At 70.6% G+C, this 24902-nt stretch carries 16 protein-coding genes, 1 tRNA gene and 2 pseudogenes; 10 read left to right on the forward strand and 9 right to left on the reverse strand.

Annotated elements, in window-relative coordinates; genetic code table 11:
* Positions 1 to 132: 132 nt before the first annotated feature.
* The 5 genes from O7599_RS18200 to O7599_RS18220 all read left to right on the forward strand — a co-directional run bounded on the left by O7599_RS18200 (position 133) and on the right by O7599_RS18220 (position 8703).
* Complete coding sequence (locus O7599_RS18200; RefSeq protein WP_281623212.1) at positions 133 to 2439, forward strand: (Fe-S)-binding protein; 2307 nt, start codon at positions 133 to 135, stop codon at positions 2437 to 2439.
* Between the two features lie 245 nt (positions 2440 to 2684).
* Positions 2685 to 4229: an FG-GAP repeat protein gene (locus tag O7599_RS18205; RefSeq protein ID WP_281623213.1), complete on the forward strand. Its 1545-nt coding sequence runs from the start codon at positions 2685 to 2687 to the stop codon at positions 4227 to 4229.
* Between the two features lie 159 nt (positions 4230 to 4388).
* Positions 4389 to 5864: an FG-GAP-like repeat-containing protein gene (locus tag O7599_RS18210; protein WP_281623214.1), complete on the forward strand. Its 1476-nt coding sequence runs from the start codon at positions 4389 to 4391 to the stop codon at positions 5862 to 5864.
* A 196-nt stretch (positions 5865 to 6060) separates the two neighbouring features.
* On the forward strand, positions 6061 to 7539 hold the full coding sequence (locus tag O7599_RS18215; RefSeq protein WP_281623215.1) for an FG-GAP and VCBS repeat-containing protein: 1479 nt from the start codon (positions 6061 to 6063) through the stop codon (positions 7537 to 7539).
* Positions 7540 to 7821: 282 nt separating this feature from the next.
* Positions 7822 to 8703: a Yip1 family protein gene (locus O7599_RS18220; protein WP_281623426.1), complete on the forward strand. Its 882-nt coding sequence runs from the start codon at positions 7822 to 7824 to the stop codon at positions 8701 to 8703.
* Between the two features lie 29 nt (positions 8704 to 8732).
* Here the strand turns inward: O7599_RS18220 and dcd are convergent, their stop codons facing one another.
* Together dcd and O7599_RS18230 are read right to left on the reverse strand one after the other, a co-directional pair.
* Positions 8733 to 9308 (reverse strand): dCTP deaminase, encoded by a 576-nt coding sequence (gene dcd, locus O7599_RS18225; protein WP_281623216.1) that lies wholly within the window; start codon positions 9306 to 9308, stop codon positions 8733 to 8735.
* A gap of 21 nt (positions 9309 to 9329) precedes the next feature.
* On the reverse strand, positions 9330 to 9500 hold the full coding sequence (locus O7599_RS18230) for a hypothetical protein (protein ID WP_281623217.1): 171 nt from the start codon (positions 9498 to 9500) through the stop codon (positions 9330 to 9332).
* Between the two features lie 201 nt (positions 9501 to 9701).
* Here O7599_RS18230 and O7599_RS18235 point away from each other — a divergent pair.
* Both O7599_RS18235 and O7599_RS18240 read left to right on the forward strand, forming a co-directional pair.
* A tRNA-Gly gene (locus O7599_RS18235) sits at positions 9702 to 9775 on the forward strand.
* A gap of 442 nt (positions 9776 to 10217) precedes the next feature.
* Positions 10218 to 10967 (forward strand): SGNH/GDSL hydrolase family protein, encoded by a 750-nt coding sequence (locus O7599_RS18240; protein WP_281623218.1) that lies wholly within the window; start codon positions 10218 to 10220, stop codon positions 10965 to 10967.
* 314 nt (positions 10968 to 11281) lie between these two features.
* On the opposite strand, the gene O7599_RS18245 is transcribed toward O7599_RS18240, so the two are convergent.
* Together O7599_RS18245 and O7599_RS18250 are read right to left on the reverse strand one after the other, a co-directional pair.
* On the reverse strand, positions 11282 to 12865 hold the full coding sequence (locus tag O7599_RS18245) for a restriction endonuclease (RefSeq protein ID WP_281623219.1): 1584 nt from the start codon (positions 12863 to 12865) through the stop codon (positions 11282 to 11284).
* Positions 12866 to 13140: 275 nt separating this feature from the next.
* Positions 13141 to 14316, reverse strand: coding sequence for a hypothetical protein (locus O7599_RS18250; RefSeq protein WP_281623220.1), 1176 nt, complete (start codon positions 14314 to 14316; stop codon positions 13141 to 13143).
* 522 nt (positions 14317 to 14838) lie between these two features.
* On the opposite strand from O7599_RS18250, the gene O7599_RS18255 reads away from it, so the two are divergent.
* Positions 14839 to 15480, forward strand: a complete 642-nt coding sequence (locus O7599_RS18255) for a DUF3558 family protein (protein ID WP_281623221.1) — start codon at positions 14839 to 14841, stop codon at positions 15478 to 15480.
* Positions 15481 to 15934: 454 nt separating this feature from the next.
* Here O7599_RS18255 and O7599_RS18260 read toward each other — a convergent pair whose 3' ends face one another.
* Positions 15935 to 16381: a hypothetical protein gene (locus O7599_RS18260; protein ID WP_281623222.1), complete on the reverse strand. Its 447-nt coding sequence runs from the start codon at positions 16379 to 16381 to the stop codon at positions 15935 to 15937.
* Between the two features lie 634 nt (positions 16382 to 17015).
* Between O7599_RS18260 and O7599_RS18265 the strand changes: the two are divergent.
* Positions 17016 to 17447: pseudogene (locus O7599_RS18265) on the forward strand (transposase family protein); the annotation flags it as partial.
* Positions 17448 to 18059: 612 nt separating this feature from the next.
* Here O7599_RS18265 and O7599_RS18270 read toward each other — a convergent pair.
* On the reverse strand, positions 18060 to 18737 hold the full coding sequence (locus tag O7599_RS18270) for a hypothetical protein (RefSeq protein WP_281623223.1): 678 nt from the start codon (positions 18735 to 18737) through the stop codon (positions 18060 to 18062).
* Between the two features lie 144 nt (positions 18738 to 18881).
* Here O7599_RS18270 and O7599_RS18275 point away from each other — a divergent pair.
* Positions 18882 to 19385 (forward strand): annotated as a pseudogene (locus tag O7599_RS18275) (DUF234 domain-containing protein); the annotation flags it as partial.
* 85 nt (positions 19386 to 19470) lie between these two features.
* Here O7599_RS18275 and O7599_RS18280 read toward each other — a convergent pair.
* From O7599_RS18280 to O7599_RS18290, 3 genes are read right to left on the reverse strand one after another with little or no spacing between them, the layout of a single operon-like run.
* Positions 19471 to 19860: a VOC family protein gene (locus O7599_RS18280; RefSeq protein ID WP_281623224.1), complete on the reverse strand. Its 390-nt coding sequence runs from the start codon at positions 19858 to 19860 to the stop codon at positions 19471 to 19473.
* 38 nt (positions 19861 to 19898) lie between these two features.
* Positions 19899 to 20195: an Imm53 family immunity protein gene (locus tag O7599_RS18285; RefSeq protein ID WP_281623225.1), complete on the reverse strand. Its 297-nt coding sequence runs from the start codon at positions 20193 to 20195 to the stop codon at positions 19899 to 19901.
* Positions 20182 to 24654 carry a DUF6531 domain-containing protein gene (locus O7599_RS18290; RefSeq protein WP_281623226.1) on the reverse strand — a complete coding sequence of 1491 codons (4473 nt, stop codon included), beginning with the start codon at positions 24652 to 24654 and terminating at the stop codon, positions 20182 to 20184. The genes O7599_RS18285 and O7599_RS18290 overlap by 14 nt, the downstream gene beginning before the upstream one ends.
* Positions 24655 to 24902: the final 248 nt, after the last annotated feature.

Genomic DNA, 24902 nt, shown 5'->3' on the forward strand with positions numbered 1-24902 from the left:
AGAAGCGGTAAGTTACCGCTTAGTAGTAGGAGCTGGGTAAGCCGACTGCAGGGCAGGTAGCGGCACGTACGCAGCACCCGCACGCAGCAGTTCAGAGCAGACACGCACAGCAGACTGGCCGAGGAGCCCTCCATGCAGCTCGCCGCCATCGTCGTATCGCTGGTGATCACCGCGGTCGGCACCGCGCTCTTCGCACGCGCCATCGGGCAGATCATCGACCTCGTCAAGCTCGGCAAGCCCGTCCCGGCGGGCAGCCGCACGAACGACCCGGTCGCCCGCAGCATCACGCTGACCAGGGAGTTCCTCGGTCACACCCGGATGAACCGCTGGGGCGTCATCGGCTTCGCCCACTGGTTCGTCGCGATCGGCTTCCTGACCCTGGTGCTGACCCTCGTCAACGCCTTCGGGCAGTTGTTCGTCGCCGACTGGCTGCTGCCGGTGATCGGCGACTGGATCGTGTACGAGGTGTACGTCGAGTTCCTGGCGCTGATGACCACGGTCGGCATCCTCACGCTCATCGTGATCCGGCAACTGAGCCTGCCGTCGAAGGCGGGCCGCAAGTCGCGCTTCACGGGCTCGACGATGTGGCAGGCGTACTTCGTCGAGTACGTCATCCTCGCCATCGGCATCTGCATCCTGGTGCTGCGCGGGCTGGAGGGCGCGCTGCACCACGTCGACGGCTATGAGGCCGCCTACTTCGTGTCGTACCCCCTCACCGCCGCGGTCGACGGGCTGAGCACCGGCACCGTCCAGAACCTCGTCTACCTCGTCGCGATGATCAAGATCTCGGTCTCGTTCATCTGGGCGATCGTCCTCGGCCTGAACTTCACCATGGGCGTGGCCTGGCACCGTTTCCTCGCCTTCCCCAACATCTGGTTCAAGCGCAACGCCGACGGCGCCCCCGCGCTCGGCGCGCTCCAGCCGATGGTCTCCGGCGGCAAGCCCATCGACTTCGAGACCGTCTTCGACGACGAGGACGGGGACGGCGAGGAGGCCGTCTTCGGCGTCAGCCAGGTCGAGCACTTCTCGTGGAAGGGCATCCTCGACTTCTCCACCTGTACGGAGTGCGGGCGCTGCCAGTCGCAGTGCCCGGCCTGGAACACCGGCAAGCCGCTGTCGCCCAAGCTGCTCGTCATGTCGCTGCGCGAGCACGCCGCCGCCAAGGCGCCGTACCTGCTCGCCGGCGGCGGCAAGTCGGCCGAGGGCGAGGAGAAGGCCACCGCGGAACAGCTCGCCGGCGTACCGGCCGAGGCGCTCGCCGAGGCCGAGCGCGCGCTGGTCGGCACCGCGGCGGAACAGGGCGTCATCGACCCCGACGTGCTGTGGTCGTGCACCACGTGCGGCGCGTGCGTCGAGCAGTGCCCCGTCGACATCGAGCACGTCGACCACATCGTCGACATGCGCCGCTACCAGGTGATGATCGAGAGCTCGTTCCCGTCCGAGGCGGGCACGATGCTGAAGAACCTGGAGAAGAAGGGCAACCCCTGGGGGCTCGCCAAGAAGCAGCGGCTGGAGTGGACCAAGGAGCTGGCCGCCGACACGGGCATCGAGATCCCGGTCGTCGGCAGGGACGTCGAGGACCTCTCCGAGGTCGACTACCTGTACTGGGTCGGCTGCGCGGGCGCGCTGGAGGACCGGGCGAAGAAGACCACCAAGGCGTTCGCCGAACTGCTGCACATCGCCGGCGTGAAGTTCGCGATCATGGGCGGCGACGAGAAGTGCACCGGCGACTCGCCGCGGCGCCTGGGCAACGAGTTCCTCTTCCAGCAACTGGGCGAGGAGAACGTCGCGATGCTCAACATGGCCTTCGGGGAGGACGAAGAAGAAGGCGTGACGGTCGAGAAGGCGAAGAAGAAGATCGTCGCCACCTGCCCGCACTGCTTCAACACCATCGCCAACGAGTACCCGCAGCTCGGCGGCCACTACGAGGTCATCCACCACACGCAGTTGCTCCAGCACCTCGTGGACGAGGGCCGGCTGGTCCCGGTGACGCCGGTCGAGGGGATCATCACCTACCACGACCCCTGCTACCTGGGCCGGCACAACAAGGTCTACACGCCGCCGCGCGAGATCATCGCCAGGGTCCCGGGCGTACGGAACGAGGAGATGCACCGGCACAAGGAGCGCGGCTTCTGCTGCGGCGCGGGCGGCGCGCGCATGTGGATGGAGGAGCGCATCGGCAAGCGGATCAACGACGAGCGCGTGGACGAGGCGCTGTCGCTGAACCCGGACATTCTGTCCACTGCGTGCCCTTTCTGCCTCGTGATGCTTACGGACTCCGTAAACGGCAAGAAGAACGCGGGAACGGCAAAGGAGTCGCTGGCGGTCGTGGACGTGGCGCAGCTCCTGCTGGACTCGGTGAGGACGCCGGCGGAGGAACCGCCGGCCGAAGGCACCGCGGCGGCGGAGAGCGAGCCGGAGCCGCAGCCGGCGACGTAGTGACGCAGTACCGCACGCACGACGGCCGGGCGGGTCGTCGGGCGCGCGGCGGACGCGACGGAGAACGGACGCCCACAGGCCACCCCCCACGGCGGCCGGCCCCGTGAGCCATACGGGGCCGGTCGTGGGGCGTCAACCGCGCGTGCCGGCACGGCGGTTGGTACAACCATCGCCGGGTGGGGCGGGTCGTATGACGCGGGAGTGAACGCAACCCGCTCGTCGGACCGCCACCGGAAGGACCCCCCATGCGCATCCGCACCCTCGCCGCCCTGACCGCCTGCCTCGCCACCGCCGGCACGGCGGCCGTCACCGCCCCGGCGACGGGGGCGGAGGACCGGGGCACGGCGGCCCGTACGGCACCGGCGGCACCGCCGGGGGCGGGTGTGGGCGCGGGTGCGGCAGACTCCCGTGCCGCCGCCGACACCCGTACCGTACGGGCCGACTTCGACGGCGACGGCTACGACGACCTGGCCACCGGCGCCCCCGGCGGCACCGTCGCCGGCCACGCCGAGGCCGGCTACGTCCTCGTCAGCTACGGCTCCGCCGACGGCGTCGCCGCCCCGGCCTCCACCGTGCTCAGCCAGCGCACCGCCGGCGTCCCCGGCGCCCCCGCCGCCGACGACCGCTTCGGCGACCGGCTCGCCGCCCGCGACCTCGACGGCGACGGGCTCACCGACCTCGCGGTCACCGCCCGCGCGGAGGACGGCGACTGGGCCGGCTCCGTCACCGTCCTGTGGGGCCGCGAGTCCGGCCTGACCGGCGCCGGCGCCGCCCGCGCGCAGGTGCCCGGGGGCGGCGGCCTCGGCGTCGACCTGCACGGCGGCGACTTCGACGGCGACGGCACGGGCGACCTGCTGGTGCCCAACACCCGCGGTGAGGCCGGCCAGGCGTACAGCGTGCTCTACGGCCCGTTCACTCGCGCCGGCGCACCCGCGCGGGAGAGCGCGCTCGTCGAGATGAAGCCCGAGGACGACGTCGACGGCATGGCGGTCGGCGACGTCACCGGCGACGGCGCGGACGACCTCGTGGCGTTCTTCAGCTTCCAGGGCAACGCCGAGGGCGGCTGGTTCTGGCAGGGCGGCCCGGACGGGCTGACGCAGAGCGGCACGCTGCCCAGCGGCGGTTCGCCGGCGATCGGGGACTTCGACGGCGACGGCAGGGGTGACGTCGCGTACCGCTCGATCGGCGCGAGCGTCGAGGACTTCCCGTACGACGAGGGCACGGTCAAGGTCGTCTACGGCACGGCCGGCGGCCCGAGCCAGACCCGGCGCCAGACCTTCACCCAGGACACCGCGGGCGTGCCGGGCACGGGCGAGCGCGGCGACCAGTTCGGCGCCCGCCTCGCCGCGGGCGACGCGAACGGCGACGGCCGCGACGATCTCGCGGTGGGCGTGCCGTACGAGGCCATCGGCAGCAAGCGGTGGGCGGGTTCCGCGGTGCTGCTCCAGGGCGGTTCCGGCGGTCTCAAGGCCCGCGGCGCGCAGGCGTTCCACCAGGACACCGCCGGCGTGAAGGGCGTGGCGGAGGCCGGGGACCGGTTCGGCGCCGCGCTGGCGTTCCGGGACGTGACGGACGACGGCCGGGCGGAGCTGGCGGTGGGCGCGCCGGACGAGAACGGGACGGGCGCGATCTGGTCGCTGCGCGGCGCCGCGGGCGGGCTGTCGGCGACGGGGTCCGTGGCGTTCAGCCCGGACAACTTCGAGGTGCCGGGCGGTACGGGCGCGGGGTCGCGGTTCGGCACGGGCTTCGCGGGCGAGGACGCGGGTCACTACCTGAGGGGCGCGGAGTGACCCGCTGATTCCGGAACTACGCCTATTGAACAACAAGTTGCCTGAAACACGGATGTAAGGCGGTTGTTCGTACAACCCCGGGTGAACGTCAGGTGTCTCACAGGGTGAGAGGCCCACCGAGTCACCGCACTTCTCCGCACCGACGTTCAGGAGCCCGACATGCCACGCAACCGCCGTACGCCCACGGCCGCCACCGCCTTAGCGGCCTCTCTGGCCGTCGTCGCCGGCGCCGCCCTCGCGGGCGGCGCCGCGCCGGCCGCGGCAGCACCCGCGGAAGCCGCCGCCGCCGCGAAGCACCACGACGACTTCGACGGCGACGGCTATCGCGACCTCGTCGTCTCGGCCCCCTCCGGCACCGTCAACGGCGTCAAGCGCGCCGGGTACGTCGCCGTGCTCTACGGCTCCGCCGGCGGCCTCGACACCGCCCGGCGCACGGTCGTCAGCCAGTCCACCGCCGGCGTCGCCGGCACCTCCGAGACGGGCGACGCCTTCGGCGCCACGCTCGCCTCCGCGGACTTCGACCGCGACGGGTACGCCGACCTCGTCGTCGGCGCCACCGGCGAAGACCTCGGCGGCGTCGCGGACACCGGCCGCGCCGTCGTCCTGTACGGCTCGGCCGGCGGCCTGTCCGGCAGCGGGGCCGAGGACATGCGCCCCGCCTCGCTGATCGAGGGCAACGCGTACGCGACGGGGCTGGCGGCGGGCGACTGGTTCCACGACGGGTCACAAGCGCTGGCGATTCTCTCCAAGGACCACCTGGAGCTGTACGGGGGCTGGGGCGCGGCCCGTACCCCCGCGCGCGCCACGACCGGCCACCCCTTCGCCGACTTCCCGGCGGACTTCACGCCCACCGGCCTGGTCGGCGGCGACTTCGAGGGCGACGGCAACGACGACCTGGTGGTCACCGGCTCGAAGTGGTCCCTGGAGACCCTGGAGGGCCACTGCCTGTATCTGAAGGGCGGCGGCCCGGAGGGCTACACGCGCACCGAGTTCGCCGGCGGGCCCGTCGGCGTCGCCGGCGACATCGACAAGGACGGCGCCGACGACCTCGCGATCGGCGACCCGACGGTGCTGGAGCACGGCCAGTGGGACCTGTCCGGCGGTGCCGTCGAGGTCTGGTACGGGGCCGCGGGCGGCCCGGGCGCGGGGGAGCCCGAGGTGTGGCAGCAGGGCAGCGGGGGCGTCCCCGGTGCGTACGAGCTGGAGGACCGGTTCGGCAGCGACGTGTCGCTGGGCGACGTGAACGGCGACGGCCACCTCGACCTGGCGGCCGGCGCCGAGGGCGAGGCGATCGGCGAGGCCGATGACGCGGGCGCCGTCTGGCTGCTGCGCGGGTCGGCCGGCGGGCTGACGACGAGCGGGGTGCAGCACTTCAACCAGGACACCGCAGGCGTCCCGGGCGCCGCGGAGGCCGGCGACCTCTTCGGCTCCGACGTCCGGCTGCACGACGCCGACCGCGACGGCCGGTCGGGCCTGGTCGCGGGCGCGCCGGGCGAGAACGCGGGGCAGGGGTTCGCGTGGGTGCTGCCGACCCGCGGCGGCGTGCTGACGGCGGACGGGTCGTGGACGTTCGGCGGGGCTTCGGTGGGCGCCAACGGGGCGAACGCGAGGTTCCCGGAGACCCTCGCGGAGTAGCCGGCGAGGCGGGGCGGGGCGGGGGACCGCGGACGGGGAGCCCGCGGTCCCCCGCCCTTCCCCACCTCCGCCATGCGCACACGGAATGACACCTTCTGTCACTGTACGAACCAACTAGCCGTATTCGTACAACCTTTGACCGCGGCACGGGGTCTCCTGATCACCGTCTCCGCCCACAGGCCCCGGGAGTTGCCGCATGCGTCACCCACTCCGTACCGCACTGGCCGCGGCGACCGCCGCGGCCGTCACCGGCGGCCTGCTCGCGGTCGCCACCGCCCCCGGCGCCGCGGCCGCCGAACCGCCCGGCGCGGTCGTCAACTTCAACGGGGACGGGGTGCGCGACGCCGCCGTCTCCGCGCCCGGCGCGTACGTCGCCGGGGTAAGGGCCGCCGGCCAAGTCGTCGCCCATTACGGGACGAAGAACGACGGCACCGTCGCCGGCATCTCCGGCAGCCGCGCCAAGCGGCTCAGCCAGCACAGCGCCGGCGTCCCCGGCACCGCGGAGGACGGCGACGGCTGGGGCGGCTGGACCGCCGCCGCGGACTACGACGGCGACGGGTACACCGACCTCGCCGTCGCCGCCCCCGGCGAGGCGGTCGGCGGCGACGTCCTCGGCGGCACGGTCCAGCTCCTGTGGGGCGGGCCGAGCGGCCTCGCGGGCGGCACGACGCTGCCCGACCCGCGCCCGTACGACCACGACCTCTTCGGCCACGCCCTCGCGGCCGGCGACTTCGACGGCGACGGCGCCGCGGACCTGGCCGTGGCCTCCACGAGCGCGTCCGTGGACGTCTTCACCGGCGGCTTCGGCCGTACGAAGGGCGACTACGGGGTGTGGGACACCGTGGCGGTGCCGCTCGACAACGGGAAGATCTGGGGCCCGCACGACCTCGCCGCGGGCGACGTCGACGGCGACGGCGCGGACGACCTCGTGGTCGCGGGCAGCGTGGACGAGGCGTACCGCAGCACGTGGGTACCAGGCTCGGCGGACGGCCTGACCGGCGCCGGGCAGCGGCCGGTGCCGGGCGGCGAGACCACCGTCACCGGGGACGTGGACGGCGACGGGCGCGCCGACATCGTCACCGGGCTGGCCCGCGACGACGCGACCAACCCCGGCGCGGAGCCGGGCGGCAAGGTCTTCGTCACCCTCGGCTCCGCGGCCGGCCCCGCCGCCACCACGGAGCTGAGCCAGGCCACCCCCGGCGTCCCCGGCACCCCCGAGCAGGGCGACTCCTTCGGCGGCGAGCTGGCCCTCGGCGACGCCGACGGCGACGGCCACACGGACCTGGCCGTCGCCGCGGCGAACGAGACCCTGGGCGACGCCGGTCAGACCGGCACCGTCACGGTCCTGCGGGGCGCGGCGGACGGCTCGGGCTTCGGCGGCGCGGGCGCCACCCTGGTCCACCAGAACGCCCCGGGCGTCCCCGGCACCAACGAAACCCGCGACCGCTTCGGCACCGCGCTGCTCCTCGCCGACCTCAACGGCGACGGCGTCGACGACCTGACGGTCGGCACGGCCGGCGAGGACGCGGGCGACGGCGCGGTCTACGCCCTGCGCTCGGACGCGGCGGGAGCGGCCGACGGGGCGGCGGCGGACGGGGCGGTGGCGATCCGTCCGTCGTCCGTGGGGATGCCGACGGCGGGGAGGCCGGGGTACGGGGCGGAGTTCGCGGGCTGAGCACGTACAGCCGAAGCCGCAGAGACGGCCAGGGCCCGGACCTCCCCCGGCCGGGCCCTGGCTCATGCCCGGGGGCGGGGCAAGGGAACAGACAAGACAGGCAGAAAGTCCCAAAACCACCAAACCAGACTCCCGTACTCACCCGCCCCCTCCCGCCCCACCCCCTAAGGCGAAACCCTTACGGGACGTACCGTCTTGGCCATAAACATCCCCCGTATTCCCGGCCCCCGGTGACCCCGGCGGGCAAGACCGGGTACGTTCGATCGCGTGGCAGGATTCAGAATGGGCCGGGGACGCCAGTCCCACGGCAGTCGGCAGCCGGGGCGGCCGCAGGGCCCGCCGCAGGGCGGACCCCCGCCCTACGGCGGACCGCAGTACGGCGGTCCCCCGCCGCCCCACGGGCACGGACAGGGGCCGGGGCAGCCGTACGGCGGCCAGTGGCAGCAGCCCCGCGGCGGCCACGGCCCGGGGCCCGAGTACTACGGCGGCGGCCACGACCCGTACGCCGCCGACCGCCCCGGCAACACCCAGCCGTACGGCGTCGGCGTCGGACCCGGCGACTACGGCCCGTACGACGACGGCCAGGTCTACCGCGCCGGCGAGTCGGCGGCCCCGCCCGTAGGCCCGCGGCTGCACTGGAAGGACCTGCTCCGCGGGATCGTCTTCCACCCGAACCGCACGTTCTGGCAGATGCGGGACCACAGCATGTGGGGCCCCGCGCTGACGGTCAGCTTCCTCTACGGCCTGCTGGCCGTCTTCGGCCTGGAGCAGGCGCGCGACGAGGTGCTCGACTCCACGATCTCCGCGAGCATCCCGTGGATCATCGTGACGGGCATCGCGGTCACGATCAGCGGCCTGGTGATGGGCACGGTCACGCACACCCTCGCCCGCCAGTTGGGCGGCGCGGGCGCGCTGGCGCCGACGGTGGGTCTGGCGATGCTGGTCGTGGCGGTCACGGACGCCCCGCGGCTGCTGGTCGCGATGTTCATCGGCGGCGAGGACACGTTCGCGCAGGGCGTGGGCTGGCTGACGTGGCTTGCCGCGGGGGTGCTGCTCACGTCGATGGTGAGCAAGTCGCACGACCTGCCGTGGCCGCGTGCGCTGGGGGCGTGCTCGATCCAGTTGGTCGCGCTGGTGGCGCTTTTCAAACTGGGCACGCTCTGAGGCGGATCCCGCGATCCCGCGATCCCGCGTCAGACGGCGGTGCGGTGGAAGTTCAGGTACGACCGCGAGGGCGTGGGCCCGCGCTGCCCCTGGTACCGGGAGCCGTACTTGGCGGAGCCGTAGGGGTGCTCGGCGGGTGAGCTGAGCCGGAACATGCAGAGCTGCCCGATCTTCATGCCCGGCCAGAGCTTGATGGGCAGCGTGGCGACGTTGGAGAGCTCCAGCGTCACGTGCCCGCTGAACCCGGGGTCGATGAATCCGGCGGTGGAGTGCGTGAGCAGCCCGAGCCGGCCGAGGCTGGACTTTCCTTCGAGCCGGGAGGCGATGTCGTCGGGCAGGGACACGACCTCGTACGTCGAGGCCAGCACGAACTCCCCGGGGTGCAGGATGAAGCACTCGTCGCCCTCGGGCTCCACGAGCCGCGTGAGATCGCTCTGTTCGACGGCGGGGTCGATGTGGGGGTAGCGGTGGTTCTCGAAGACCCGGAAGTAGCGGTCGAGGCGTACGTCCACACTGGACGGCTGGATCATCACGTCGTCGAAGGGCTCGATCCGCACCCGCCCGGCGTGGACCTCGGTCCTGATGTCCTTGTCAGAGAGCAGCACGCCCCGACCCTACCTGCCGCCCTACCGGGCCTCGCCCTTCCCCACCGGCACGACGTTCCGCAGCCGCGCACACCGCGGACACCGCACGAGCCCGCCGGACCCGATCCGGCGGGCGGCGCCGACGTTCTGCATCGGGAGCGAGGTGGTGCGGAAGACGTGCCCCTCGGCACATCGGACGACGGTGGTTTCCATCAGGCTCCTTCCCCGTAACGCAACAAAAGCCACACTACGGGACCAACCACCCCACCCCAACGCCACCCCCACCCACCGTAACCCCAACTCCCGCCCCCACCCCCCGTATCCACCCCGCAACACCAAGCAGCCCCCCGACGACCTCGCCGGGGGGCGCACATACGGTAGAGTGACAGCGAAGCGCCCTTCGGGACGCTCTACGCGGGCGTAGTTTAATGGTAGAACATGAGCTTCCCAAGCTCAGAGCGCGGGTTCGATTCCCGTCGCCCGCTCCATAACGAATCCCCAGGTCGGCGATCTGGGGATTATTGGTTTTCTGGACCAATTGAAGCCGCGTGCCATCCGCGTGCCATAAACCCCGAGGCCGACACAAGTCGCCCCTGGCCACAGGTCAGGCTTACTTCCTTCGATCTTCGTCCTGACGATCATCCCACCGTCAGGACCCAGTACGTCGACGGCCAGGATCCAGCTCCACGATGGGCTCACTGCCGGAAGCATTTACGCAAGCACCGCTTCGCGCTATACAGATGGGAGCGCTCCCAAAAAGTGGCCGCTCTCTCTGACTCCCCGCCAGCGAGGCATCGGCCATGCATAGGTCGTCCGGCAGCAGCGGTGGAACGGACTGGCCCTGCTCGAGGCCGCGAGATCACCTTGACCGTCCCCGACGACAGCGTCTGGGCAGCGACCATCCGACCTCCCGAGAGGAAGCGACCACACGTGTTACGACGCAGGCACGCTCTCGCCGGCTTGATCACCCTGCTGGCGCTCATTGCAGCCCTGGTGCCCACCTCCGGCGCCGCCCATGCCCAGCCCGGTGCCGGAGTGCGGGTCATGCCGCTCGGCGACTCGATCACCGACGGCTTCACGGTCCCCGGCGGCTACCGCATCGACCTGTGGGAGAAGCTCGTGGCAGGCGGTCAGGACGTCGACTTCGTCGGCTCCCAGTCCAACGGCCCCGACAGCCTCGGCGACAAGGATCACGAAGGCCACTCCGGATGGACGATCTCTCAGATCGACCAGAACATCTCGGCCTGGCTGGCCACTTACACCCCTGACACCATCCTGCTCCACATCGGCACCAACGACATGTACGGCGGCGACCCCGCTGGAGCGCCGCAACGGCTCGCCGGTCTGGTCGACCACATCACCGCGCAGGCGCCAGACGCGGACCTCTACGTGGCGACGATCATCCCGCTGGGCTTCAACGACTCCGTCGTGCGGGCGTTCAACGCGACGATTCCGGGAATCGTGGAGAACGCGGCCAACGCCGGCAAAAACGTGCACCAGGTCGACATGTACAGCGCGCTGACCACAGCCGACCTGGCCGACGGCGTCCACCCCAACGCCGGCGGCTACAGCAAGATGGCCACGGTCTGGCACGGCGCTCTCCTCCCGGCACCCGGCCACGTCGGCGACTCCGCGGCCCCGACCGCATGTGCCACACCTGCGCACGTGCTGTGCGCCTGACCGCGGGACTGCACGAGGTGGACCGCCGGTGATGTGATCACGAACGCGAGAACTGGTGCCAGTCTCCATCGACAGGCTTGCGGAGGGACGTTGAGCCGGCCGATCAGGCTGTCGTCCGGGTATGGAGCCGTGAGGGAAGTCTCAGCCCCGGGTCGCAGTCGGCCGCGCGGGGCCGTCTCCATGGCGGCGCGTCGCTCTCACAGCCCCGACGTCGAGGTGGTCGCAGTGGCGTCGCGCAGCTTCCACACAGGTCCGTTCCAGGTGCACGCCCGCGGGCGCCGGCGGGCCTCGGACGCCGCACAGGCATTATGGCCCTATCGCGGTTTGCGCTTGGGTGGCACGGGGCCGGGGATGACGTCGAGGTTCATGTGCTCCTTGAACAGGTGGACGAGATTCGCGCCGTCGAGGAGTTCCAGGCGGCCGTGGTCGTTGGCGAATGCCTCGCTGGCGCGGCCGAACCAGGAGGTGGTGACGAGGATGCCCTTGGCCGCGCGTTTGTGTTCCACGACGCCGGCCAGCGCCGAGACGGTCTCGAATGGCACGACGTTTTTGGTGCGCTTGGCCTGGATGATGCACAGACCCTTCATCACCGGGTCGGTGTTCATCGCGATGGCGTCCACGCCCTCGTCCTTGGACGGCTGGGTGTTCACGCTGTCGAGTCCGATGGCTTCGAAGAGCTGGCGGATGAGGTGCTCGAACTCGGTGGGGGTGAGGTCCATCAACACCGGCCGGCTGTCCAGACCGGCCACGACGTCGAGGCTGTCCATGAGCCGGAACTTGCTCAGGTCGAAGGTGACCAGCGGGCGCACCGGCTCCAGTTCGTAGGGATTGGGTGAGATCAGCGAACGCAGCCGCTTCAGACAGGCTCTGGGGTCCACGTGGGTCAAGACCAGTTGTTGGAACTCCTCCCGGCTGGTCTGGAGGGTGATCAGGCAGGGGTGGACCTCGCGGCCAGTGGCACGGTCGATGGTTGCCACGTGTCCGTTGAGGGCGATGGACTGCACGGTGCCCTCGACGTCGGCGGCGAACAGCTCGTGGACGGTGCGCAGGGCAGTCTGGGCAAGGACGGAGGCGTAGAGCTCCTTGCGGTCCTTGTCCGGGCGGGGCATCGGGGTGATCTCGTCGCGGGATTTGGTGTAGCGATATGCGCGGGCGGCCGGTACCACGTCCTCCAGCGGGAGGTCGATCTCCACCAGCAGGTCACCGGTGTCGGCCTGGAAGGAGACCCGGTGGGCCTTGGGGAAGCCGTGCGGATACTTCGAGGCCGCGAGGACCTGGTCGATGAACCACTCGACGGCATCGACGTCCCGCTCACGGTAAGCGGCACGCCGCGCCTCGATGCCGGCGTTCCACGCTGCAACCCGGGCAGCCTCCCGCCGGTTGCGCTCCTCGTGCCGCGTCCGCGCTGCATCGTCGCCCTGTGCGCGCTCCGTCTCCGCCCGCGCGTGATCCCGTAGCGCTTGGTCGAACCGTTGCCGGGCCGCCTCGACCTCCTCGTCGTAGCCGCGGCGCCCGAACCCGAGTGCGCCGAGCAGCCCGCTTGGGGGTTCCGGCTCAAAATCGGCCCAGCGCGGCTGCGGAACGGGCTTGCTCCGTCGCTTGGACGGGGCGAATGCCTTGGGCGAGAACTCCTGCTTCAGCCGGTCGAAGGTGAGAACGGCGTCTTCACGTACCGCGCTCACCAGCAGCGTGGATAACTGCTCAACGTCGTTCTCGACGACGTAGGTGCGATCGACCGCCTCTTGTGCCCGGGCCGCCTCGTAGGCGAGCTTGTCCTCGCGGGCCTTGCGTTTGGCCGCAGCCTCGGCGGCCCGGCGCTCCTTCTCCTGCTCGCGTGCCTGCCGCGCCAGTTCCCTGGCGTACGGATCACTCCCGCCCGCCCTGTATCCGCCTGCCACCGCACCCCCAGGTCGATGTAATCATCCAGCCGAACGTCAGCCGCAATGCGCCCGTACGACAGCGTCAGGTGTCACCCGAAAACGCGCAAGAGCCACATGGCACGCGCATGGGTAGATCGTCCGGCGCGACCGGCCACCCGCCGCAGACCTCGATGGAGAGGTCGTGAAGACCGTCCCCGAACCCAAGATCGTCGACTGCCCCGCCGGAAAGGCCCCGAAGCAGAGGGAACTGGATACGCGGCCGACTGACAGCACGGACAATCCCGCCGGCCGTATCAGTCCTGCTCGTTGACCACGTCTGCGTCGCCAGGCTCGTCAGGCGGTTCAGGCGACTCGTCGGCGGCGTACGGATGCACGTAGCGGCCGTCGTTGAAGGGCTTGAACCAGTCGCCGAGCTGCATCGTTGCGACGCCCAGCACATCTCCGACAGGGCTGTCATCGATGCCGTCCATGGCGTCGTCGTACAGCAACTCGTGGTCCATGTCCTCATAGACCAGGTCGGCAAAGCAGTCGAGAGCACTCGAGACACCGTCATCGAGCAGGTCGAAGGTCTCAAGGCTAGCCTTCGCCTGGGCGAGCAGGAGTCGCAGCGCCAGTTCTTCCGCCACACAGCTCAACTGCGTGAAGGTGCCCTGGGTGAACCGGGTGGTCATGGCGATCACGGTGACGAGGAAGCGCCGGGCGAACCGCGCGTCGTAGCGCAGCGCGTAACGGCCTGGCAGCTCCTCCAGGTGCCAGAGCACGCCTTCACATTCGGCAACGTCGGTGTCTGCCTCGGCCAGTGTCTGCACGTCCATGAAGAGCTGATCCACCATCACATCGGTAGCCCACACGAGAGACCCTGCAGCCAGCCGCGCGTCTTCCTCCGCGGTGCCTTCGTAGCCGCAGTCCTCCTCGACATCCTCGTCGTCCTCGGACACCACGCCGAACATCTCCGGGCCGAAAGCCCTGAGCTGTCCCGCCAAGTCCAGCATCTGCCTCCGGGCCCTCTCGGCGTCCGCCGCCAGTTTCTCCTCGCTCGGAGCTGACGACTCAGGCCGCCGGGCCAGGTGTGCTCGTCGTTCCTCCAGGTCAGCCGGCGGAACGTCCGGCCCCTCGGCAGCATCCAGACTCTCCTTGGCGAGATCCGGATGCAGTTGCACCTCGCACTGTTCGACGGTCCACTCGGCCAGGAGCTCCGTGCGCCCCAGCAACTCGCCCACCAGCGACCGCATCGCGTCCTCGGCGAACTCCAACGCCGGCGCGTCCACGAACACCTTCAGCAACGCGCCCCCGGGATACACGGCCACGACGGTGTCGAGGACCTCGACCTCCACCCCGTCGGGACCATCGATCCCTTCCACCGCTTCGAACCCCTGCTCCAGCAGCGCGATCGCTCCCACCCGCTGCAGCTCATCCATCTCCGGAGCACCCTGCGCAATCTGGGCATCCACCGTCACGACGTACGTCACACCGCCAGCCTGACAGGACCGGCACCGCGGGCGGGAGCAAACGCCCAGTCTCCCGACACACTGCAGCAACACCTCCATCGAGCCACGGCCACGCGCACACCCCGGCCGGAGGTGCTGCCCTCGTGCCATCCGCGTGCCACACGCCGTGGCAAAGACGGGTCGACAAGGGTCAGGAGAGTGCTTCACCGATGCCCGGAAGACACACGTCACCGCAGGTCAGGACCATATAGCCGCGTCGAAGCCGCGGGATTCCCAAGCTCAGAGCGCGGGTTCGATTCCCGTCGCCCGCTCCACGACAAACCCCCAGGCCAGAAGCCCGGGGGGTTGTTTGCTGGGTGGGGTCAGCGCGGGTCCGCCGGAACAGCACAACGCCGCCCCGCCGTCCATGACGTACCCCCCTCAATCCGCCGTCTGCGACGATCGCTTCCGTGGACTACCCGCACGACCAGCACCCGGCGTCCCCGACGAGGGACGCCGTTGCTCCGGGAGGGGTCCCAACACGGCGGGACTAGCTTCCTCCTCGTGACCCGAGCAGACGATGATGCATCCACCAGGAACCGCCCGGGCCGGGCAACGGCTTTGGCCGTGGCCCTGCTCCTGGCGTCGGGTGCGGCGGCCGCGTGCGACGCGGGTGGGGAAAACAAGGCAGGCGGGGGCAACCCCCGCCCGCGCGATGCCTCCGCTACGCCGAGCGGCGCGGGCACCTCGGCAGCGACCGGTTCCACAACACCGCCCAGCACCGTGTCTGGCGGTCCGCTCACCCTTGCCGAGCTGGCCCGGCGTCCCTGCCGCGCGATCGACGACGAAGACACCGGCTCCAGCAAGCTTGGGATCTTCACCGATGCGACGGAAACGAACTACGACGCCAAGTCCTGCCAGTGGGGCGCACGAGGCGGGCTGGTGTCCTTCACCCCCTATACGTCGACGGATCAGACGAAGGCCGAGAAGTTCAAGCACCTCACACAGAAGAACATCAGCGGTAACCGGGCGCTGCTGGGCGGCATCACGGATCACGGCAGGGAGACATACGTCCTGCTCGTCTCCGTAGGCGGAAATCAGTCCTTCAGGCTCATGGTCGTCCCCTTGGGCGAGGACGCCCCAGGCCCGGACGCCCCGACTCTGGCCACTAATTTCGCGAAAGCGATCCTCACCCACCTCAAATGAGAGGGTGAGGCACGTCAGCCCCGTGCCCGATGCGTGCCCGTCAGGGTGGTCATCGACGGGCAACAGCGGTCACCAGAGGCGTGCCGAGTGCAGGCGGAAAAGTCGCGTCCTTACTGGTCAACCTCTCGGATACCGTAAAGAGTCCGGTGCTTCCCAAGCTCAGAGCGCGGGTTCGATTCCCGTCGCCCGCTCCGTATCGAATCCCCAGGTCAGCAACTTGGGGATTCTTTGTTGTCTAGACCAATTTAGGCGTGATGGGCAAGCAAGCGACCCCGCCACGCCGCCAAGCCCCGCCCGGCCGCCGAGCCCACCATCCCCAGGAGCCGGGTGCTCCCGCCCCGGGCGATACGCGCCCGGGGCCCGGGTCACCCGACTTCCGCGATCCGTGGCGCGACGGACCTCGCGACGGGCCCGCCGACCCGCCGCGCGCGGCGTAGCCCGCGTTCGCGCCTGGTCACCTGGAGGAGGACCCTCGGGGCCGTCCTGACCGGGCAACACGTGACCAGTCGCGGTAAGCGACTTGCCCGCGGCCTCTGTTGCCGGTGTGGGTGATGTCGTCGTCGGACGAGGAGTCGTACTCGTGCTGCGCGGAGGTCAAGGGAGGGGCGTAGGCCGGATGTCCGGCGTCGACCGGGTTCTCTGCGCGGTAGTCGCCGCTGTAAGTCGCCTGCGGGTGGCTGCTGCTGCCGGCGTAGGCCGGGCCCTGGGCCGTGCTGTAGGCAGACGGCTGGTGGTACGGGTACCCGTACTGGCCGGGGGTGTCGGTGAAGCTCTGGCCGTAGGCGGCGCTCGGGTGGAAGGTGAGGTCGGCCGGATTCACGTACACAGGGTTCTGCGGAACGTGAGGCAGCGCCGGCGCGGCGGGCGCGGCGATGGACATCTCGCTGAACTGCTGCGACATCGCTGTCTGCCACGCGGGCGGAGGCGGTGGCACGGCCCGGGACGGGCCCGCAACAGCCGTCCCAGGCGCGCCCGTCGCTGAGGGCTCTGCGGAAGAGCCCCTGAAAAGACCGGCGAGATTCCTGTCTAGGTCTTCACTGTTCTGCAGGTAGAGTTGACCGGTTGCTTCAGCGCCCTGCCGCTTGCGTTCAGTGGCAGCGGTGTGCCGGTTACGCTCCTGCTCGGCTTTAGACGCGAGTCGCTTCGCGCGCTGCTCGGACGTCTCCGTCTCATTCCGCCTAGCCCTCTGTCGCTGTTTCCGCTCCCTCTCATACCTGCGCCGCTCCTCAGCCCCCTCGGGGGTCTCCTCCTCCCTCTTCTTGGCCCGATGCTTCTGTGAAGACCTACGTGAAGTATCGCGTCGGGTCCGCGCCCGCCGCTCTTCGGCGGTCTCCTCAGGCTGTCCGTCAACCATGGCGTGCTTGTCCCCCTCGTTCCACAGATCTGATAAGCCGTTTGCTGTACGAGTACCAACGTGCCCAGCCATCAGCCGGTTCACCGGCAAAGGGCGAGGAAGCTGTCAACTGAACGTTTCTCATCCTGTGTCGAAGGGGTGAGAGTGGGGACGTGACGCGGCAGGGCCCCTGGTCCTTGCGCTGGTGATCTCACTCATCAACGTTTCGACACAGGAGCCCTGTTGGTTCTGTATCGAGCCATGCTCGATGTCCCGCCCTGGTCCATCTGCGTACGAACACCACGCTTGCCGGAGTCGCAGCCGGGTTCGACGTGTCGACCGCGACCGCCGGCCGCTACGTGGCCGAGACCGTCGAGCTGCTCGCCGAGCGCGCGCCCAGCCTGCATGAGGCCCTGCACGACCTGCCACCCGAGGATTTCGTCATCCTCGACGGCACGCTGATCGCCACCGACGGGTGGCCGCAGATGAGCCGTACTACTCCATGAAGCACCGCAGGCACGGGATGAATGTGCAGGTCCTGGCCGCCCTGGACGGGGCACCCCTGTGGCTCGCGCGGGCCCTCCCGGGACGCACACACGACCTGACGGCCGCCCGCGCGCACGGCGTGGTCCAACGCAGGCCGGAAATTGGAGAGGAGGAAGCTGTCGACCGAGTAGGCAACTGCCAGGTAGATGAGCAGCAGCGAGGCAGTGGCGGCCGGCATCCGCCAGTCGCCGGCCTCCAGGAGGGAGGCGAGGACGAATCCGGCCGCCCTGCCATGGTCTGGTCGTACGTGACGCTCACGGCGCCCTGCTCGGCACCCGCGCGCTCGCCGAGCACGTTGCATCCGGCCCCGGGCCAAGCCTCCGAGCGGGAGAACGATGTCTGTACCCGCGCCGTGGCGTGCCGGACGAGGTCGGTGGGGGAACCGCTGCGGAAGGCCGGTCCGGGTCAGTTCTGTCGTTTGAGTTCGCGCACGGCCGCTGGCAGTGCGAGGCACAGAGCGAAGGAGGTCGCGAAGCCGCCTCCCCCTGCCAGAACGACATCTGCGGTGCCAGCGCCTGATCGGAGTACCACATGGCTCACCAGGAGGCCGACCACCATGGAGCATGCAACGCACAGCGCCAGCCACAACTGCCACGTACGTCCGGAACGGGCTGTCGATTCGGGCATGGACTCGATCCTTTCGAGGGTCATGGGTGGGAGAAAGGGAGGGACGGCGGAAGAGGCCGGCGGTGGCAGGCCGTCACAGCGGCTCGACCGACCCGTGCAGCAGGTGTTCGGCGAGTTCGGCCCGCAGCCGGCCAAGTGCTGAGACGTACGAGGCGTACGCATCGGCGCGTCGGCCAAGCCCACGGAGAAGATCCACGCTCCGCCGCTGCTGCCCGATCGGCGGAAAGCGCACGGGAAGGTGCTTCAGAGCCGCAGAGCTCAACGAGGGGGCTGCCGTGGCCGCGGCACGGTGGGACATCCACTCGCGCGCGTAGCTGAGGCCCAGGTAAGCGTGGAGGTACAGGGGGTCGATCCCAGCATCCGGACGTACGCGCAGGCGCATCACGTTCGAACTGAGCAGCCATCCAGCCTGCGGACCGCACACCAGCGCGGGTTGTTGTTGCGCGCCCGTGCGCACGCAGACGATGTCGTTCGGGAGCAACCCGAACTTCTTCTTGAAGCGCTCGGCCGTCTCCGGCGGCACGCGGTTCCGGGGCTCGTCCGCGATCTTCCCTTCGCCGAGATCCTGCGGGAAGACAAGCGGAACGCCGGCGTCTGCCGTGCGTGTCTCTGCTGGCAGGCGGGCGTACGACGGACCGGGCTGGATCTCACACAGGGCACCGAGCACCGCCTTGTTCCAGCCGCCAGGTCCCGAACCCGTGTGGTAGCCGTGCCCCGTTTCCCTCGCCCGCTGCTCCAGCAGGCGGAGCATTTCGTCTGCTCCGCCACCGCCACGCCGGCTTCGTGCAACTCGGCCGGGACCGGAGCAGCACCGTAGCTTCCGCTCCCGAGGTAGTCGGCGGGGCGGAGCGAACACTCCCCGTCGGCAACGACTGCGCGGGCCACGACGACGGCCAAACCCAGCCGCGAGACCCGCTACCGCCTCATCGACCCGTACCTGCGTTTCTGGCTCTCCTTCATCGGCCCCGGCATCACGGCGGTCGAGCGCGGCCGTGGTGACCGCGTCCTCGACACCATCCGCGCAAGCTGGACGTCCTGGCGGGGCAGGGCCGTCGAGCCCGTCATCCGCGAAGCCTTGTGGCGGCTGGGCGCCGACGAAGGACAGCTCCCCGCGGGTACCGAGGCGATCGGCGGCTACTGGACCCGCACCAACGACCCGGAGATCGATCTCGTCGGCGCTGACCGCGCCCCCATCGCCAAGAAGATCACCCTCGTGGGTTCGGTCAAGTGGCTGGAGAGGAAGCCCTTCGACGACCGCGACCTCGCCCGCCTCCTCACGCACCGATCCCAGCTTCCCGGCGCCGACGACACCACCCCCTTGCTCGCCGTCACCCGCAGTGGCCGCACAGCCGACATCCCCGCCCTCACGCCCGAGGACCTCCATGCCGCCTGGGCCTGAATCCGTGACCGGCCCTGCCGCTACGTGCCGGTCTGGGCGGTAGTCCACCGAGTCGGCCCGTGAAGTCCTCGGCGACGGCGCGCCGTTACGGCTGACGGGGTGCGGGCTCGAAGAGTTCGACCGCATTGCCGGCGGGGTCGTCGAGCAGGATCTGCCGGCCGCCTCTGCCGGTGACGACGTCGTTGCGGAATACCGCCCCGGCCGTACGCAGCGCGGCCACCGTGGCGTCCAGGTCGTCGACCGTCAGTTGGATGCGGTTCCAGCCGCCCGGCTCGGGCCGCCGCCCGTCGGGCATGGCCTGCGCCGCGCCGCCCGGGCCCGTCGGGGCGGACAGCAGCAGGTACAGATCGCCGCGGGCCAGGGCGGCGAACCCCGGCGCGGGCCGTTGGTCGAGTGTGAAGCCCAGACGGGTGGTGTAGAAGTCGACCGCGTCGTCGACGTCGTCGACGATATAGCGGACGGATACGCGACTCATGGACGTCGGTCCTTCCCGGGGGTTCAGGTCCTGGCGGTTCAGGTCGAGAGGAAGTCCAGGGTCGCCCGGACCGCTCTCTCCAGGTCCTCGGGGCCGCACGCCACCCGCAGGATGCGGCCGTCCGCGGATCTGTGCAGCCAGGAACCGTCGATGCCTTCCTCCTGTTCGGGCGCAAGGGTGACGCCGTCCTTGCTCGTGCCGGGCAGGTCGACCTGGATAAGCCATCCGGGGTTGTCCAAGGTCTCGATCTTCACCCCGAACTCGTGCTCCCAGTCACCGTCGCACTGCTCTGCATACCAGGCCCCCAGCGCGCGCAGCAGATCACGGGTTTCCACCGGGGGTTATCTCCCAGGGTTCGGCCGGCCGGGCAGAGCCGTCCGGCAGGTTGACGTGGGGTGTGGGGACGACCTGACCCGTCTTCTTGTCGAAGTGCGGCTGGCCCTGCATGTCGGCACGTTTCACCATCTCCCACGGCGCCGGGTTCTTGGGGTTGGACTGGGGAGCCCACTCCGCGTAGTGAACCACGCGGCCGGTGGAGGCGTCGCGCCGGAACGTCGTGTGCGGGCCGGTCGCGTCAGGGTCCGGTCGCAGCCCCTTCTTGCGGCCCTTCCCCCCGTTGCCGGCCGGCGGGCTGTGCGCGGCGAGGCCGAGGGGGTCGGTCCAGGTGGTGGGGTTGTGGGGGTAGGTGTACGGGTTGGGGGCGGGGGTCAGGCCCAGGGGGTCGAGGGTGGCGTAGCGGCCGGTGGCCGGGTCGTAGTGGCGGAGGACGTTGTAGTGCCAGCCGGTTTCGGCGTCCGCGTACTGGCCGGGGAAGCGCAGCGGCATCTCGTGGGCGTCACCGCTCGTCGCCAGCGGCAGTCCCCAGAGCGTGGACCTCTGCCGCCACGCCGTCGCGCCGTCCTCGTCGACGAGTTCGGTGGGTGTGCCGACGAGGTCGGTGACGATGGCGTAGAACTCGCGGTCGATCTCGTCCTGGCCCGGGGTGTGCCGGGTCTGGGTGAGCGGCTGCAGTGCGCGGTGGTTCCAGGTCAGGGTGACCGGATCCGCGGACTCGCCGCCCGCGGTGGCCTGTTCGACGAGCGTGGATCCGTCCCAGGTGAAGTCGGTGCGTTCCGCCGCCGCGCCGGTGGTGTCGAGGCGCTCCTTGGCGACGCGGCGGCCGAATCCGTCGTAGTGGTAGCGCCAGGTGGCGCCGTCGGGGGTGACGACGTGGGTGAGGCGGTTGTCGGCGTCCCAGGTGTAGCGCCAGGTCTCGGGCCTCTTCGACAGCCGGCGGCGCTGCCGCAGGACGACGCGGCCGGCGGCGTCGTACTCGTAGCGGACACGTCCGGCGCGGGTGAGGAGGGTGCCCTGGAACGCGCGGTCGCCGACGGCGTCCGCGGCGTCCGCCACGGGCGGGACCGGCGGGTCGCCGGCGGTCGGCCAGTGGGCTTCGGTCTGGTTGCCGGCGGCGTCGTAGGTGTACGTCTCCCCGAAGGCGGCACCCCCGGCATCGGTGGCGGCGAGCACCCGGCCCAGGGCGTCGAGATCATACGTCCGGACGCCGGCGAAGCCGTCGTCGCGTGCGGTGAGGTGGCCGTCGGCGCGGTAGCGGTACTCGCGTACGGCGGCGGCCCGGCCCGCGGGCCCGTCGACCGTCTGGCGGGTGAGGCGGCCCGCCGGGTCCCACTGCTGGGTGTACGTCAGCCGGTCACCGACCCTGCGCGCGGTCTCGCGTCCGAGGGGGTCGTGGTCGAAGGTGAGGGTGCGCCCGTCGGTGGTGAGGGTGGCTGCGAGGCCGTCGGGGGTGTAGGTCCACGCGCTGTGGTGCCCGGAGGGTGTGGTGCGGGTCAGCAGCCGGTCGGCGGCGTCGTAGGTGAAGGTGAGCGTGCGGCCGTTGGTGGTCTCGGTGAGGAGGTTACCTAGCCGGTCGTAGGTGCGGGCGAGTTCGACGCCCGGGGTGAGGGCGCGGGTCACGCGGCCCAGCGCGTCGTGCTCGTAGCGGCTGACGCCCTGCTCCGAGGTCGTGGCCGTCACCCGCCCCAGGAGGTCGTAGTCGTGGGACAGCTTCTGTCCCGCGGCGTTGGTGCGGGTGCGTATCTGGTCGGCGGCGTCGTGGGTGTAGCGGGTGACGCGGCCGTCGAAGTCGGATTCCACTACCAGGCGGCCCGCTTCGTCGTAGTCGTAGTCCCAGGTGCGGCCGGCCGGATCGGTGACGCGGAGGAGGTTGAGCTCGGTGTCGCGGGTGTAGCGGTAGGTGGCGCCGTCCGGGTAGGTGGTGGAGGCGAGCTGGTCGAAGGCGCCGTACGTGTACGTGGTGGTGGCCCCGCCGGGCTCGTGCCTGGCGAGCAGGTTGCCCTCCGGGTCCCAGTCGAGCGTCTCCGCGCCGCCGAGCGGATCGGTGCGCTCAAGCAGACGTCCCTCCACCGACCACCGGCTTCGGGTACGCGCGCCGAGCGGATCGGTCAGCGTGACGGGCCGGCCGAAGGCGTCCCGCGTGAGGGTGGTGGTCTCCCCGACGGGATCGGTGACGGCGATCGGCAGGCCGGCCGCGTCGCACCGGACCCGGGTTTGCCCGCCGGCGGCGTCGGTGACCGAGGTCAGCCCGCCGTGCGCGTCGTAGCCGAAGCGGCTGCGGCGGCCCGCGGGGTCGAGGGTCGTGACGCGGTTGCCGCGGGCGTCGTAGGCGAACTCCCAGCGGGAGCCGTCGGCCTCCACCAGTTCCACGGGCAGGCGCAGCTCGTTGTAGACGGCCTGCTTCCGGCTGCCGTCGGGGAGCACCAGGGCGGCCAGGTCCCCCCTGGTGTCGTACTCGTAGCGTGTGGTGCGGCCGAGGGAGTCGGTGTAGGCGCTGAGCCGCTCGTCGAGGTCGTACTCGCGCCGGATGGTACGGCCGTGGGCGTCGGTCTGCGCGACGAGCTGGAAGCCGGCGTTGAACTCGTACACGGTGCTGTGGCCGCGCGAGTCGGTCGCGGTGGTGCGCAGATGCTCCGGTTCGTAACGGTAGGAGTACTCCAGGGCCCGGTCCGTTCCCGTGGAGAACACGCAGCGGCCGGCGTCGTCGTACTCGTAGCGGTACCAGGTCCCGTTGCGGTCCTCCCAGCGGGTCAGCCTCGCCTCCTCGTCGTAGGAGAAGAGCAGGGGCAGTCCGGAGGAGTTGAAGACCTTCTCCAGCAGGCCGTCGGCGTCGTAGTCGCAGGCGAGCAGCACCGGTTCCGCAGGGTCGGACAGCAGCCGCAGGGAGGTCACGCGGCCGTCGTAGACGGCGACACCGACGCGGTAGCCGCCGGAGTGCGCGAGCTCGTGGAGCTCGCCGTCGTCGCGGTAGCGGAAGTCGAGGCGGTTGCCGTTGCGGTCGATGACCGCCGAGACCGGCAGGTCGTTGCCGGGCCGGTTCGGGACCGGCGCGAAGAGGAGGACCCGTCCGGTCTCCGGCTGGTCCACGACGAGCGGTGTGCCCGGCCTGCCGTCCCATGTGAGGCCCCAGCGCGGTCCGGCGACGGGGAAGACGGCGGTCTCCCCGTCGGCGAGAGGCGTCGGGTAGACGAGGGTCATGCCGTCGGCGGTGAGGAGGTGCACCGCGTCGTCGGTGAGGAACAGCCGCTGATCCAGCGTGGACGCCCACGAGCTGCCGAAGCAGCGGCCCTCGGTGTACGTGGTGATGTGGTGGCGCTCAAGGACCAGGGGAAGCACCCCGGGCAGCTCGACGTCGGTGGCCGAGAGGGTCATCTCGCCGGTGGCGAGGTCGACGGGGTCGCCGCAGCCGTTGCGCTTGAACATCTGCACGGCCTTCTGGCGGAACGTCTTGCCCATGCCCTTCACGCCCGCGGACATGGCCTTCAGGCCGCCCTTGGCGACCGCCTTGAGGCCGCCGGCCATCTTGCCGAGCTTGGCGAGGGAGGTGATGCCCTTCAGGCCGGGGATGCAGTCCAGGGCCGCGAAGGCGACGTCCCAGAGGCTCGCCTGGCCGTTCATGTACTTGTAGAGGGTGTCGGCGAGGACGACGAGGGCGGCGGCCAGCACGACCCAGGCCAGCGGCCCGCCGATGATCAGGACAACGATCCCCAGGACCGCGACGATCACCTTGCAGACGTTGACTATCGTGTCCCAGTTGTCCTTGACCCAGTCGACCGCCTTCTCCCACCACTTCCGGTTCTGAATACCGGCGTCGGAGGCGTCTTCGAGCTTGTCCTTGGCTTCGGAGGCGGCGTCCTCGCGCATCTTCTTGGCGTCGGCGGCCATCTTCTTGGCGGCTTCGAGGCCGGCTTCGGCGTTGTCGACGGCCGACTGCGCGGAGGACTGGGCGGACTTGGCGTCGGTGGCGTTACGGGTGGCGGCCCGTACCTCGGACTCGTCGGGCTTCTCCCTGCCCTCCTTCTCGTCGTACTCCTCGGTCTTCGCCGTCGCCCGCTCGACCCACGAGTTCGCCGAATCCAGGCGGCCGGCGGCGGCGGTCAGGTCGTTCCGCGCCTCTCGTCCGTTGGCGAGGGCCCTGTCGGCGAGGGACTGGGCGCGCTCCAGCTTCGGCCAGTACGCGGCCAGCGCGTCACCTGCCAGGTCGTACGAGCGCTGGAGCTTCTTCAGGTTCTTGGGGACTTCCTCGAACTCGTCCTGGAAGGCCTTCGCCGTCTTCCCCGCCCACCGCAGCAGCGCGTCCTCGCCCGCCATGCCCTTGATCTGCCGCAGCGCATCGGCGACATCGTCGGCGAAGTCGTGCAGCTCACGCGCCAGTTGCTTGACCCGCTCCGGATCCCCCGGCACCGGATCCTCGTCCAGATCGAGCACATGCCAGTCCGTCGGGCGATTCCCCACCATTCGCCACCCCTCCATGCCACCAGGTCAGCGGTTGCACGAGCATCGGGACAGGCTACTTCGCCACGGCCGTCAGTGGCGGGACGCGTGGGCGAAGCGGTGGGCGAGGGTGTGGAACGCCTCCTTCGGTTCCCAGTGCCAGGGGGACGCCGGGTCGTCCCGGTCGTCGCGGATCGATTTCACGAGGGCGTAGCTCGCCTTGTCCTCGTCGCGGGCCGGGTCCGCCGACCTCCGCCTGGTCCACCCCCGCC

It is taken from the genome of Streptomyces sp. WMMC500 (genome assembly GCF_027497195.1).
GTDB lineage: Bacteria > Actinomycetota > Actinomycetes > Streptomycetales > Streptomycetaceae > Streptomyces.